We start from the raw sequence: 14,981 nt of genomic DNA, 5'->3' as shown, positions 1-14,981 counted from the left end.
TATATAGGCTCTGCCTTACCTAAATACCAAACAGTCTGCTGCAAATTCAACCTCGAAAGATAAACAGGCCCTAAGTGTTTGTAAATATTTAATATAGATAGGTGCACTTTCAAATTTTGATAACCACTGCCACATTTGCAAGCTTAGAGCGTTATTTTCTTCGTAGAATTGTTTTGAAAAAATAAGATAACCATGGCTTGTTTCGTACGGTGGGTAAATCGGTTTAACGTTATTACCTTTATACGGATAACTCGACACTTTTAAACCATCAACTTGGCATATATCAACGCTCGCCTGCACCACGCCCTTATCTAGCAACTCAAAAGCTTTGCTTTTAGAAAACGTATTATGAATAAAAAATGGTTCTTCTTTCAACGCGCTATTTAGTCCATAGCCATTAGGAATAGCTATCGTAAATGCTTTATTTTGAAATACTTCGCGAGTCTCCCATTCTTTATGAAATTTATAACGCCCTATAAGGCAGCTACTAAATTCACTTACTGCATAGTCATCTTGTAACTTACCTTGCTGATCAACAGGGTAAACAGCAAGGTTTTCTCGTCCTTTGCGGTAACTGGCAATAACAGCATTAACTCGATTAAATTCTAAATCGCTTAAGCATCTACGCCATGGTTTTCTAACAAACTTAATCTCAACACCATCAATCGCTTTATCTAATAAACTTAAAACCTCAACTGAGGCATCAGGTTGATCAATAGGTATAGCCTTATCAACACCTAAAAATAGTGGTGCTGCATTTTTATCTTCATAACAAAAAAGTAATTCTTTGGCCGTAACTCCATCGCAAAAAACAATACACTTCAAAACAAAAATATAAAGTAACGTTCTAATTTTCATAGTGATTTTTATTTATAAACTAAATCTACAGTGTAGTATGTAGAACTAAACATACAAAATATTCGTTAAATTAATTTACATTAATCCTTCGTGTTTCAGCAACCAAAGTTTCCTATCAAGCCCACCAGCATAGCCCGTTAACTTTGCATTTGCGCCAATAATTCGGTGGCAAGGCACTATAATGCTAATCGGATTTTTACCATTCGCAGCACCTACTGCCCTCACTGCTTTTGGGTTATTGAGTTGGTTTGCAATATAGCCGTATGTTTGTGATTGCCCAAAAGGCACCGTTAATAGTGCTTGCCATACGCTTTGTTGAAATGCTGTACCGTTTGTATCAAGTGGTACATCAAAAGTAGTGCGTTTTTTTGCAAAGTACTCATTTAACTGCGCAGCACAAATAAGCACCGCCTTGTTAGCGACTTGTTCAAATGGCGTATGAGGGTGTTCAACTGGTGGATAAAACCCAACGTAACTCACGCCTTTATTGGTCGCTTGAATAATTATGTCGTCTATTGGGCTTGAGATTGATGTTTGAATTATCATTATAATTGCTGCCAAAGTTGAAAAGTTAAGTAAGACCGAAAGGGAGCGCAATTAGCGGGCTCAAACGGGTTTGCCGCCGCTTGAGCTTTTTTAACACCTAAGTCGCCATCAAGTAATATATCGGGCTGGCTTTGCCCTCGCAACTTTGCATAATTTACTGTCCAAGGACCAATTCCCTTTAAGCTAAGCCACTCGTCTAAATCGTCGTTTTCGGAGTTTAAAGCACAAAACTGGGCTAAGTTATGCAGTGCATTTTTGCGCGCTTGTGGCATTTTAAAAAATGCAAAGTCACTATTAGCAACAATTTTAGCTGCGGGGAAGTAAATAACATCGCCCTCTTTTTCGCCTAATTCATCAACTAACTTTGTTACTAAATTATGCGCGGCAGTAACACTCACTTGTTGCCCAAGTACTGCCCTTATACCGGCTTCAAAGCTTGACCAAATCCCGGGAAGCCTGAGCCCTTCACACACTGTAAATGCGTTGTTTATATTGGCCCTTAAATGCATTTGAATTAAATTAATATCGGCATCTAAATCAAGCACACGACGTATATTATTTATAACCGATTGCAAATAAACCGTATTATCTATATCGATAGATACACTAAAATGGTTTTTACTCGCTATAAATTCAGCGGTAAAGCTTCCTTTATATTCCTCACTTGCAAAAGTGCGCCCGTAACTCGTTTGCGTTATCCACTCCATTGGTTTTATCAAACGCCTTTGTAAAAAGCTCTGCAAAGCAGGCCAATTATAAGGCGGCCTAAATGGTAGTGTTAAAGTGAGTGTTGATGCTGGTTTTTTATCGCCACTGCGCAGCTTTGAGGGAGCTATATTTAACTGCTGTAAAAAAGCATCATTAAAACGCCTAATACTTTTAAAGCCAGCGGCAAATGCTATTTCGGTAAGGGGTAAGTGTGTTTCTTGAATCAGTTTTTTAGCAAAGTGACACTGGTTAAATAATCGGTATTGCGTAATCGACACGCCAAAATACTGCTTAAATAACTGTCTTAAATAACGACTACTTACACCTAAACGAGCGGCTAATTTTTCGCAGTCGTGCTCATCATTTTGATCTATTAACTGTTTTGCTCTAAGTGCAGTTGTTTTTGTACCCTGCCATGCTGCGCTGTCTGGTGCGCTATCGGGTCTGCATCGTATACATGGCCTAAACCCAGCTTGGGCTGCATTATGTGCACACTGATAATACGTGACGTTTTTTTCATGAGCCGTTGGCGCAGGGCAAATAGGTCTGCAATAAATACCGGTACTTTTAACAGCAACATAAAAAAGCCCGTCAAAACGTGGATCGCGGCTCTGACGTGCTTTTTGCCAATGTAAAATGTCCATAAGCGACTCTATAAAATAACCTAATAGAGTCTAGCTTATAGAAAATAAACTGTATTACTAGCCATATTCGGAACTCAACTAATAGAAGCTAAGTAGCGCTTTTCAACTTCAGTCCAATTAATTACATTATAAAAAGCAGCGATATACTCAGGGCGCTTATTTTGATATTTCAAGTAATAGGCATGTTCCCATACATCAAGTCCCAAAATAGGGATATTCCCTTGCATTAAAGGGCAATCTTGATTAGCGCTATTTTGTACAATCAGCTTTTCATCTGGAGTGACGCATAACCACGCCCAGCCACTACCAAATTGGCTAATTGCAGCGGCTGTAAATTCCTCTTTAAATTCATCAAAACCGCCGAGTTGCTCATTTATAGCTTGGGCCACAATACCTTCAGGTTTACCACCTCCTTGCAGGCTCATTACTTGCCAAAACAAACTGTGATTAAAGTGCCCACCTACGTGTTCTTGAACCGCTTTTTGCAATTGAGTGGGCAGCTTACTTATATTAATAAGTAACTCCTCAGCATTTACGTTGGCATATTCAGTGTTCTCTAATGCTGTATTAGCCTTATTTATGTAGGTTTGATGATGTAAAGTATGATGAATATACATTGTTTTACTGTCTATATGAGGCTCAAGCGCATCGTATTCATAATTAAGTGCTGGCAAGGTAAACGCCATAAATTACTCCTTTATTTTAATGTAGCAGGCTGTTTGTTGAGTCTTTAGAGCATAAGCAAAAATTCACTTGCTCAATCAGTTCTGGAAAAGAAGGATAACGCTGTGCAAATGATACAAGTTCAGAGGAAGTTTTAATGTAATGATGCTTACTCACTTTTTGTATATCGTAATGAGTATGCTTAATTAATGAAGAGAGTGTTAAGTGTACTTCGCATAACCATTTACATGCATTTTCAGGCTGTTGCATAGCAATATAGGTATCAGCTAAATTATGTGAAGCAACAACAAGTGCGGGTATACAATGCTCAATAGCATGAATGGCATTATTATTAATCTGAGCGTATAAAAACTGCTGAAGGAGATGATCTGCGAGTGTTTTGGCTAATAAGTATTTATCGCGTGCTTCGAGTAAAGCACCTTGTTCAAATGCATAATTACCTTGCATTATGTTCGACTGCCAAGGGCTTAATGCTTGTTCAAGATAGAGTAGATCTGGCTGGGGCTGTTTTTGACTTGAGATCATATAATCATCTGCACATTTAATTATTGAGTGTGTATTTAACTTACACACCCAACAACGCAAATGCAAATGATTTTCATTAACTATTTAGCGAAATCTAATAATTCCTGCCCTGTTAAGCGATATATAATCCATTCGTTTTGTGGCTTTGCACCAATGCTATTGTAAAAATCGATAGCGGGTTTATTCCAATCAAGGACCACCCATTCAAAACGGCCACAGTTATTACTAATCGCATTATTAGCTAAGTGCTTCATAATGGCTTTGCCTGCACCATTGCCACGACTATCAGGGCTTACATATAAATCTTCTAGGTACAGGCCATTTTTACCTAACCAGGTAGAGTAATTATAAAAATATACTGCAAAACCAATTGGCTCATCGCCTTCTAAACAAATTATGCTGTGCGCGGTTGATCCTTCGCTAAACAAAGTATCTAGAATTGCTTGTTCATCTGTTTTTACCGCATCAGGTTCTTTTTCGTATATGGCAAGTTCGGTAATAAAGTGCAAAATTGTTTTTGCGTCACTTGGTTTTGCATCACGTATTATAACGGGTTTACTCATTGTATTTTGACCTTAAATATACAGCTCTAATTTATCTTTTAAAATATCTAATTGAATAGGCTTACTCAAGTAATCATCCATTCCAGCAGTTATACAGCGCTCTTTATCGGAGTCCATTGCATTAGCAGTGATAGCAATAATTTTTATATTTTTGTGCTGCTCACCCGCGACCCCTTCGCGTATAGCTGCAGTTGCCCCAAAGCCATCCAAAACTGGCATTTGGCAATCCATAAGTACAAGCTTAAAGAATCCTGAATCATGCGCTTTTAATATATCAATTGCCAATTGACCATTCCCGGCAATCGTAACGTCACAATTAAGCTTTTTGAGCATTAATTTAGCCACCTGTTGGTTAATGGGATTATCTTCTACAAGTAGTATTTGGGCAGATTCCTGCACCTTTTCTTTTTTAAGTGACGAAATATAGCCTGACGTAACAAGTGGAAGTGTCTCGCCTGCATCATTACTCGTTATAACCGACAGTGCAGAAATTAAATCGGCAGTGGTCACAGGTTTAGGAAAATATGCCTGAAAGCCAGCGTCAGAATAACGCTGAGCGCCTTCCATACCAGCAATACTAGTCATCATTACAAGTGGCATTGATTTATAATGTGCATGTGCTTTTAGTGCTTTACAAAGCTCTATGCCGTCCATTCCTGGCATTTGCATATCAAGCACTGCAATATCGTACATACAATTTTTGCTTTCATATTGCTGCGCGCACATATCAAGTGCTTGATGTGCATCGCATGCAAGCGCAACCTTAGCGCCCCAATGCTCAAGCTGTTGTAAAATTACAATTCGATTTGTTTCGTTATCATCAACAACTAAAACCGTTAACTCTTTCATATTAATATTAGGAATATAACGCTCTTTTTGATCGCCAGGGGTCAGCATTATAGTGGCAGTAAAGGTACTTCCTTCGCCGGCTTCACTACTAAGAGAAATTGCCCCACCCATTAGCTCACAAAGCTGCTTACAAATAGCCAGCCCTAAGCCACTGCCCCCGTATTCACGCGTTGTTGATGCATCTACTTGAGAAAACGGAGTAAATAATTGCTGCTGTTTTTCTAAACTGATCCCTATACCTGAGTCTTTTATACTGACAATAAATTCTAAGCCTTGAGCCACTTTATTAATTTTCGCACTTACAACAACCTCGCCTTTACTCGTAAACTTAACGGCGTTACTTAGTAAATTAGTAAGTACTTGGCGAATTCGCCCAGGATCACCGCATAACTGCGAAGGCTCAAGTGCAACCAAATCCAAAATTATTTCAATCCCTTTGTCTTGAGCTGTAAATGCTTGCGCGGCAGCAACTTCACCAATTAAATCGCGGGCATTAAAGTTAATTTCTTCAAGCTCAATTTTACCCGCTTCGGCTTTAGAAAAGTCCAAAATATCGTTAATTACACCCAATAAAGAGTGTGCACTTGTTTTGGCTATATCGACTTTTGTTTCTATTGGTTTAGGAAGTGACTCTAATTGAACAAGCTCTAACATACCAAGTACACCATTCATTGGCGTTCTTATTTCGTGACTCATCGTTGCTAAAAATTGGCTCTTAGCAATAGCTGCATCCTCTGCTTTTACAAGCGCAATTTTAAGCTCTTCACTAATTACTTTTCGTTTTTGAGAAACCAACGTACTGCCCACTAAAGTAGCTAATGATCGAAGATAGGTTTCTTCACTTTGCGTCCAATAGTGGTGCTCGCCAACAGTTTCAGCACATAAAACACCTAAATTACCATCGCCTGTTGCTATAACAGCATCAAGTATTGATTTAATATCGAGTGGTTTTGCATACGCTTCTATAAAATCAACAGTGGCCGGGTGAGTATAAACATCATCAATAGCCACTAAGTTTTGCTCATAAATGGCGTTATAATATGCAGGATAGTCTTTAGCAGTTAAAACAGCATCTGTATCTACAAACCCTTGCCCATCTATATATAAGCTATGACACGCCATTGCGTCTCGTTGTTCGTTAAAAATCCATACCGACGCACGTGCAATATTTAGCACTTCACACATAGATTTAACCGCTAGCTTTTTAACTTGCTCTACATCACTATTTTGTACTTCAGGTGCAACCGTAAGCGCGGCTAAGTTTTTGTTATATCTGTTGGCTTTTTCGCTTTCAAGTTCAAGGCGTTTATGTGCGTCAATACTTTGAAATGAGCCAAAAACACGCACACATTTACCACCTTTAAACTCTGTTTGCCCCATCGATTTAACCCAGCGTTCTTGCCCAGCATAGGTTAAAATAATAAGTTCAACACTCCAGCTTTCGCCTAATGTCACTGCGCATTCAAACAAAGTATTTATAGTATCTCGGTGCACTCCTGGTTTATAAAAATCAATTGCGGTATCTATGCTAGGCTCAAATCCCTCTGGTACTTCGTGGATAACTTTAACTTCATCAGACCAATAAAGCGTATGTGCTTCTAAGTCAATTTCCCATGCCCCAATCTGCCCTTGCTTACTCATTGACTCTAGCAAGCTTTGCTGACGATTTATTTTTAATTGCGTATTGTATCGCTCTGTAATATCTAAAATAAATCCATCTAAATACAAAACGTTACCAGTTTCATCGTAAATCGCTTGGCCTTTTTCATTTACCCAATGCAAAGAGCCATCGCGAGCTGTAATTCTATACTCAACAGACCATGACTGCTTAGCACTGGCACAGCGTAAAATTTCAGCTTTTATTTTTTTAGAATCGTCTTCGCATATTAAATCAAAAAAGCTTAGAGCATCATTGCCTATCAACTCATCAGGTGAATAGCCTGTTATCTCACTTGCTTGCTCACTCATATAAAGCGTGCTTAATTTATCATCAAATTTACACCGATAAATAATACCCGGTATATTTGATACCAAAGATGCAAATCTATCTCGGCTTCCTTGCAGTTCAAGTTCAGTTGCTTTTTTATCTGAGATATCTAAGTGAGTACCTATCATTCGCTTAGGCGAACCATCACTATTCCATTCAACCACTTTAGCTGTATCAAGCACCCACACCCAGTGGCCATTTTTATGCTTCATACGCGCTTCACTTTCGTAGTAATCTGTTTCGCCTGCAAAGTGCGCTTTTAGCTTTAAGTCTGATTCAATTAAATCCTCTGGGTGAATAAATTTATACCACGTTTGTATTGTACAAGGCTCTATTTCGCTGAGTTTATACCCTATAATTTCAGCCCAACGGTTATTTAAAACAGCTACGTTAGTATCAATATACCAATCCCAAATACCTACAGCAGTTGTATCTATCACTAACTGCAACTGTGTTTTATGCTGCTCAAGTTCTAGTTCTTGCAGTTTAAGAAATGTCATATCGGTACGAATAGCAATATAGCTTTGCGGTTTACCGCTTTCATCTAAAAATGGCGCAATGGTCGTATCTACCCAATAAAAACCACCATGCTTCGCTTTATTGCATATTTGCCCGTTCCATACATCTCCGCGTTTGAGGGTTTTATACATATTTTTAAAAAATTCTTTTTCGTGCTTTCCTGAATTTAAAATACGATGGTTTTGACCTATTAATTCATATTCATCATAGCCACTAATTTCGCAAAATTTCTTATTTACAAAAGTAATGGTGCCATGCAGATCAGTTACTGCAACAATGGCATGTTCATCTAATGCGCTTTTTTGCTCAGCTAATTGTTTTAATGCAATTTGAAGTGCAGAGCGTTGTTTTTGCAGTATGCTTTGCTGTTCTGCTTTTACGGCCACTAACTTACGCAGGCCTAATGAAAGCTGATTAAACTCTATGCTGTCGTTTATTATTGGCACTTTAACCACATCACCTTTGGTGATGTTTTCAACAATTTTAGCTAAGTTAATTAAAGGACGAGAAAGCCGACGACCAAACCACCACGACGACGTTAATATAAGTAGTAACGCCCCCATATTTGTTAATATAGCGAGCTGCTTATAATAATTAGACCCTTGCAATGCAACGTCTTTTGGTTTTGATACAAGTAATTGCCAACCAGATTCATTTAAAAATTCTAAAGAATTAATATACCCATATAAAGTGGCTTCATCTTTATTACTATAAGAAAAAACACGTTGTGTTGGTGAGCCATTCTGAGAGAAAAATAGTGGTTGGGCATCGTCTGTATTATTACTCTTTTGAATTTTATTATTGTGCATAACATAAAATGTTATGTCTTTATTAGCTGTGTGTATTTTACTTAGATTATTCAATAAGCCGTTTAAATTTATATCTGCGAGCAATATGGTTTGTAACTTATTTTCGTCATTTAATACCGGTAAACCAATAATATGATACTCACGCCCTGAGACAGTCATTGACTGAAATTGAATTTCTCCTGTATTTTTAATACCAGAACGAATGTCGTTAAAGCGTTGATCTTTAATAACATTAAAAAAGGGGGATGTGGGGAGTGAATTAACGAGGTTTACATCAATAAGCTCTACATTATTAACAAAGTCGTACTGCTCAACAAATTGACTGATTAATTTTTGCTTTTTAGCAGGGCTAATATCAAATTGTGTCCTGAGCAAATATAAGTCTTTAACATGGTCCGCAAACCAAATATCAGCAAATTGCTTACCTATATTATTGAGCTCGTTTAGTTCAGTGTCTGCATTTTGTTTAAGGGTGCGATTTACGTGTTCAAGACTAAACCACGTAAGTATACAAAGTGGTCCTAAGGCTATAATTATAAAGGTTATAATTAACTTACTTCGAACAGATTGTCCTTTACCTGTTAATTCACCAAAGTTTAAACCTTTGTCCATGCTTAATACCCAGCAGCTTTTAATCATTTAATATTACTTACATTAATGCACTAAATATATAAAGACGCAAGTTTTGAGCTGTAAACTCCTTAAAAAATCGACATTTAGCGTTACAATCTTAAATTCACGCATTCAAAAAAAGTACGTCTTTATTACTAACTTACAATTGCGTTCATTTACGCTATAACTCCTGTAGCTGTTTTAAATCACCCATGATATAAGCAATATTCAATCAATGCATTTGAGGGAATTATGGCGCACGATCACTCACATAGTCATGTAGACGAAAACCAAAGCAATAAACAACTCACCGTTGCTGTGGTTATTAATGTATTGCTAACCGTAGCCCAAGTTATTGGCGGGATATTTTCGGGCAGTTTGTCACTTATAGCCGATGCCCTTCATAATTTAAGTGATGCTGCCGCTATATTTATAGCCTTGGTTGCACGTAAAGTTGGTAATAAACCTGCTGACGGCACTCATCACTTTGGCTATAAACGCGCTGAAATACTCGCCACACTTTTTAATAGCTGTACATTAATATTAATTGGCGTGTATTTAATTTTTGAAGCCATTTCGAGCTATTTAAACCCTCAACCAATTAATGGCTGGATAGTTGTGTGGGTGGCAGCAATAGCATTGGTAATCGATTTAGCAACCGCATTTTTAACCTACCGAGCGGGTGCAAATCACAGTATAAATATAAAGGCGGCCTTTATTCATAACGTATCTGATGCAATGGCGTCTATTGTGGTAATTATTGCGGGCACCTTAATTATTTTATACCAATGGTACATTGTCGATTTAATTGCCACTGTACTTATTTCTATCTATGTAATTTATCATGGCATTTTACTATTAAAGCAAAGCTGCAAAATTTTAATGCAAGCAGCACCCAATAACATCGACACACATGCTATATCGAATGCTATTGGTAGTGAATTTAATATCGAATCGGTAGTTAGCATTAAGCTTTGGCAACTAGACGATAAAGAAAACTACTGCGAGCTTGTTATTAGCACTCAGCAAGCAATTGATTTGCTAACCTTAAAAAGCTTTTTACACGACAATTTTAATATCGAAAACTGCATAATAGAAATCCAACCAAATACACAACTATTTAATTGAAAACAGCTCGTATTATCATTTACAATGTTGCCATTAACTCATAATGAGATACCGTTTTTGAAACTTTGGTTACGTAGAATTCATTTAGGCCTTGCCCTTATTAGCGGACTATTTTTATTAATAGTGAGTTTAACCGGTGCTGTTATGATTTATGCAAAAGATATACAGCACCTAATAGAACCAAATAAATGGCTCGTAACGCCACAAACAAACTTAATGCCTTACGATGTACTTATACAAAATGTACAAGCTCAAACTAAGCAAAAAATCACCTTTTTTATGCCCGAACAAGCGCCAAACGCCGCATGGCAGTTTAGGTTAGCCAATAAACACTACGCGAGTGTTAATCCCTACTCTGGGAGTGTACTAAATATCTATGAATCAACAGATACGATTTATGGGTTTGCGATGGGATTGCATCGCTGGCTGTTGTTTGAAAACAGTAAGGGTGAAAAAACCTTTAAAAATTGGATGTCGGTATGTGCATTGCTACTTTTAATAAATGTATTACTGGGCTTTTATTTATGGGTAAAGCCCAAAAACAGAATTAAACGTTTAGCCATAAAACCCAAAGCCAAATTTAGAGTGCTTATGTACCAATTGCATACTGTACTGGGTGTTTACTTTTTTATACCGCTTATGCTTATTGCCTTTACTGGCATGGCATTTAACTGGAAAACACAAACTCAATCGGTATTAGAATTTGTGACGTTTAATAAAGTAGAACAAAGACCTGAAGCGCCAAAAATAATAGCCCCTTCTCAAGCTGCGTTAAACTACAATCAAGCAATTAAAAATGCAGAGAACGTATTTCCAGATGGTAAAGTATATAGAATTTACTTACCTAAAAAAGATGACGAAGCAATTGCACTGAGAATGCAAAACCCTGGCGAAAGCCACGCTTACAGCTGGGTTTGGATTAACCCATTTACTGGTAAAGTATTAAACTCATTTGACGCCAGTAAAACCAACTTCACAACACAAGCATGGAACTTTAAGTATAAGTTTCACATTGGTGATTTTGCAGGTCCTATTGTGCAGTTTTTATGGTTATTAATAGCCCTTTCACTCGCATTTTTTATTGTAAGCGGTGTATATTTTTGGTTAAAACGCCATAAATGGAAATAAATCTCATTAACACTTGCGCCATTAGTTGATAATAATTACCATTACGTAAATTATTATCAACTAAGACACCCCATGTTAAAAACTTCGCTTTGCCTTATTGCTGTTGCAATAAGTACTAACACGTTAGCAAATGAAAATAATAAAAATGAATACACTTCTGATCAGTTAGAGCATGTCATTGTATCTGGCAGCCGCATATCAGAAAGCATTGACGAAGTACCCGCCTCGATTACCGTTATTAATCAGCAACAAATACAACAGCATTTAAAGGTAAGCTCAGAACTGGGAAGTTTACTCGCGCAAATGGTTCCTGGCCTTGCCCCAGATACTGGCAGTTCAAGTAATTCAGGACAAACACTACGCGGCCGTGCGCCTTTAATAATGATTGATGGTGTACCGCAATCAACCCCTCTTCGTAATGGTTCTTTAGGTGTAAAAACGCTTGATGCAAGTGCCATAGCGCGCATTGAAGTCATAAAAGGCGCAACGTCTACTTATGGTAATGGTGCCTCAGGTGGCATTATTAACTACATAACAAAACAGGCTCGCAGTGATGGTAAACCGGAAGGTGAAATAAGTATTTCAAGTCGCTTTAGCGCTGTTAAATTAGCAGAAAGTGGCGGCGGTAGAATAGCGGCTTCAGTAAACGGAAAACTCGATAAACTAAGCTACCTGTTAACGGCAAGCTATGAAGAAAACGGCGTACAACGCGATGCAGAGGGCGATATTTTAGGCTTGCAATATGGTTTATCAGACTCTGAAACTCAAAACTATTTTACCAAACTAACTTATGATTTTGACGACGAAAAGCAACTGCAGTTTAGCTATAACTTTTACAGCTCACAGCAAAAAACTGATTTAGGCGATGTTACTGGCGATGGCAATATAGGGGAAAAAACATACGCTATACACGTCCCCTTAGAGCTTCAAAAACAAGGTAAACCGCAAGGCCCAGAAGGCAACGAAAATATAACCCTAAAATATGTTGATTACGCGTTGTTTGAAAACACACAAATGACCCTCGATCTGTATAAACAAAATATAGAAAACGTATTCTTTTTCTCAACCGCTTTAGCCAATCTTGATGAAGGTTATAGCGGTGGTCAATCGGTTATTAAATCAGACAAGCAAGGTGCCAGAGCTACATTTAATAGTCAGTTTGATTTTGAAAACGTAACAGCCACCCTAATCTACGGTATTGATGCCTTAAACGATAAAACATCGCAACCTTTAGTAGATGGCCGTGTGTGGGTGCCAGAAATGGACATGGAAAGTGTGGCAGGCTTTTTACAAACCAAATGGGTAATAAACGACGACATTATTGTAAAAGCGGGTGTAAGAAACGAAAGCATTGATTTGAGCGTAAGTGACTACCAAACGCTAAAACTTTGCAAAACCGCATCGCAATGTTCAGTACCATTAAATGTGCGTGGCGACACCATTAATTACGATGCAACAACCTATAATGCCGGTATTAAATATAACTTAACCGATGTCTTTAGCCCGTTTTTTAGTTACTCACAGGGCTCTGATATTTCTGATATAGGTCGCTTACTTCGCGCTGCAACCGTTGACGACATTGCACTTATTCAAACACAAGCCTCAATAATCGACAATTACGAAGTTGGTTTTACCTCACAGTTTGAAAACGTACGTTTTGAATTTGCTCTTTACAGAAGTACCTCAGAGCTTGGTACAAGTAATGAATATAATGAAGTAACAGGAGTTTACGAACCTGTGCGTGCACCACAAGAAATATGGGGTTACGAAGGGTTAGTTAATTACACTATTACCGAAGACCTTAAATTAAGCGCCACATACAGTTACGTAGAAGGTAAAAACACCGAAGCTGATGACTATCTAGGCGCAAGCCAAATTAGTCCACCTAAAGCAACAGCGAATGTAACGTGGCAAACAAATGACGAACTATCTCTTGCAATGAGCTTTTTATATGTAGGCGACAGAAAGCGTTTTGATAAAAATGCGCAAGGCCAATACTCGGGCGATCAGGGTCCTGTTAGTAGCTACAACACATTCAACTTAAGTGGCCAATACAATGTTAACGCCAAGTGGAGTGGGTATTTTGGAATAGAAAACCTATTTAATAGCGATTACTACCCTGCCCGCGCACAGGCTTACACCTACGGTGGATATAATATTAAAGGATTGGGAATAACGGCCACCCTAGGTACTAAATACCAGTTTTAATTAGTGATAGACTCAATAAATAGGCATCAGCATGCCTATTTATTTAAAAAGATAATATGAAAAGCAGTATCCCTACTTATTAATTATAAATACCTCTAGTAATCATTCTCAGATACTAATAAAAATAAAAAACTGTCCATAAACCAAGCAGTAACGCAAACTTAAATAAGAATCAAAACCAATAGTAACGCAATGATTTTTATAGAGAAAACTTGCAATATAAGCTATTTGTACTACACTGCATACAATTGAAATAGTTAAGGCGATTTATCATGAAAGGTAATCAAAAAGTAATCGATGCGTTTAATACATTGTTAGCTAACGAATTAGCAGCAATCGATCAGTATTTTATACACTCGCGCATGTATGACGACTGGGGTTTAAACAAACTATACGAGCGCCTTAACCACGAGATGGAAGAAGAAAAAGATCACGCAGACTGGCTTATTAAGCGCATCTTGTTTTTAGAAGGTGTACCAAATATGACTAAGCGCCGTGATTTACTTATCGGTAACGATGTAAAAAGCATGATGCAAAACGATTTAACACTAGAGCTTGAAGTAGTTGCATGTGTTAAAGATGTAATCGCAATATGTGAAGAACAACAAGATTATCAATCTCGTAGCATTTTAGAAAAACTGTTATTTGATACCGAAGAAGACCATGTTTACTGGTTAGAGCAACAACTTGGCTTAATTGATAAGATTGGTTCTGAAAATTATCATCAAGCACAAATGGCTTAGTAGGAGCATATTATGAAAGGCGATAAAGACGTTATTGCAGCGCTTAATAAAGTACTCGCTAATGAGCTTGTTGGTATTAACCAATACTTTTTACATGCACGCATGTTTAAAGATTTTGGTTTCACTCAACTAGACAAAGCAGATTACAAAGTATCAATTCAAAAAATGAAAAATGCCGATCGTTTAATCGAACGTATTTTGTTTTTAGAAGGCTTACCAAATCTTCAAGACTTAGGCCGATTACGTATTGGTGAAAACAGCGAAGAAATGATTGCAGCTAATATGAGTTTTGAACTTGATACTATTGGCGAGTTGCAAAGCGCAGTAAAACTGGCTGAAAGCAAAAAAGATTACATTACTCGCGAAGCCCTTGATCACATTTTAAATGAGCAAGAAGAGCAAATTGATTGGTTAGAAACCCAACAATTGCTTATTAAAAATACGGGTATTAAAAACTACTTGCAGTCTCA

The 14,981-nt window shown here is 37.6% G+C and carries 12 protein-coding genes; 5 read left to right on the top strand and 7 right to left on the bottom strand.

Annotation, left to right across the window (positions count from 1 at the left end):
- Window positions 1–15 precede the first annotated feature (15 nt).
- The 7 genes from GQR46_RS06445 to GQR46_RS06415 all read right to left on the bottom strand — a co-directional run bounded on the left by GQR46_RS06445 (window position 16) and on the right by GQR46_RS06415 (window position 9,304).
- Complete coding sequence (locus GQR46_RS06445; RefSeq protein ID WP_165740471.1) at window positions 16–858, bottom strand: amino acid ABC transporter substrate-binding protein; 843 nt, start codon at window positions 856–858, stop codon at window positions 16–18.
- Between the two features lie 75 nt (window positions 859–933).
- Window positions 934–1,404: a methylated-DNA--[protein]-cysteine S-methyltransferase gene (locus GQR46_RS06440; protein ID WP_165740469.1), complete on the bottom strand. Its 471-nt coding sequence runs from the start codon at window positions 1,402–1,404 to the stop codon at window positions 934–936.
- Window positions 1,404–2,756 carry an AlkA N-terminal domain-containing protein gene (locus GQR46_RS06435; RefSeq protein ID WP_165740467.1) on the bottom strand — a complete coding sequence of 451 codons (1,353 nt, stop codon included), beginning with the start codon at window positions 2,754–2,756 and terminating at the stop codon, window positions 1,404–1,406. The genes GQR46_RS06440 and GQR46_RS06435 overlap by 1 nt, the downstream gene beginning before the upstream one ends.
- 74 nt (window positions 2,757–2,830) lie before the next feature.
- Window positions 2,831–3,442, bottom strand: coding sequence for a superoxide dismutase (locus tag GQR46_RS06430; RefSeq protein ID WP_165740466.1), 612 nt, complete (start codon window positions 3,440–3,442; stop codon window positions 2,831–2,833).
- 16 nt (window positions 3,443–3,458) lie between these two features.
- Entirely contained in the window at window positions 3,459–3,965 is a 507-nt protein-coding gene (locus tag GQR46_RS06425; RefSeq protein ID WP_165740464.1) for a hypothetical protein, read from the bottom strand.
- Window positions 3,966–4,045: 80 nt separating this feature from the next.
- Entirely contained in the window at window positions 4,046–4,528 is a 483-nt protein-coding gene (locus tag GQR46_RS06420) for a GNAT family N-acetyltransferase (protein WP_165740462.1), read from the bottom strand.
- A gap of 12 nt (window positions 4,529–4,540) precedes the next feature.
- Complete coding sequence (locus GQR46_RS06415) at window positions 4,541–9,304, bottom strand: PAS domain-containing protein (RefSeq protein ID WP_165740460.1); 4,764 nt, start codon at window positions 9,302–9,304, stop codon at window positions 4,541–4,543.
- 252 nt (window positions 9,305–9,556) lie between these two features.
- Between GQR46_RS06415 and GQR46_RS06410 the strand changes: the two genes are divergently transcribed.
- From GQR46_RS06410 to bfr (GQR46_RS06390), 5 genes are all read left to right on the top strand, one after another.
- Window positions 9,557–10,432 (top strand): cation diffusion facilitator family transporter, encoded by an 876-nt coding sequence (locus GQR46_RS06410; RefSeq protein ID WP_165740457.1) that lies wholly within the window; start codon window positions 9,557–9,559, stop codon window positions 10,430–10,432.
- 57 nt (window positions 10,433–10,489) lie between these two features.
- A complete protein-coding gene (locus GQR46_RS06405; protein WP_165740455.1) occupies window positions 10,490–11,560 on the top strand; it encodes a PepSY-associated TM helix domain-containing protein in 1,071 nt (356 codons plus the stop codon).
- Window positions 11,561–11,632: 72 nt separating this feature from the next.
- Window positions 11,633–13,768: a TonB-dependent receptor gene (locus tag GQR46_RS06400; protein ID WP_165740453.1), complete on the top strand. Its 2,136-nt coding sequence runs from the start codon at window positions 11,633–11,635 to the stop codon at window positions 13,766–13,768.
- Between the two features lie 272 nt (window positions 13,769–14,040).
- Window positions 14,041–14,511, top strand: coding sequence for a bacterioferritin (gene bfr / locus GQR46_RS06395; RefSeq protein ID WP_002958985.1), 471 nt, complete (start codon window positions 14,041–14,043; stop codon window positions 14,509–14,511).
- A gap of 12 nt (window positions 14,512–14,523) precedes the next feature.
- Window positions 14,524–14,981: bacterioferritin (gene bfr / locus GQR46_RS06390; protein WP_165740451.1), on the top strand; the 458-nt coding region annotated here is incomplete at its 3' end.

This window comes from Pseudoalteromonas sp. Z1A6 (genome assembly GCF_011378745.1).
Taxonomy (GTDB): domain Bacteria; phylum Pseudomonadota; class Gammaproteobacteria; order Enterobacterales; family Alteromonadaceae; genus Pseudoalteromonas; species Pseudoalteromonas arctica.
Note: the sequence above shows the minus strand (reverse complement) of the source record. Positions and strands in the feature narration are given on the sequence as shown.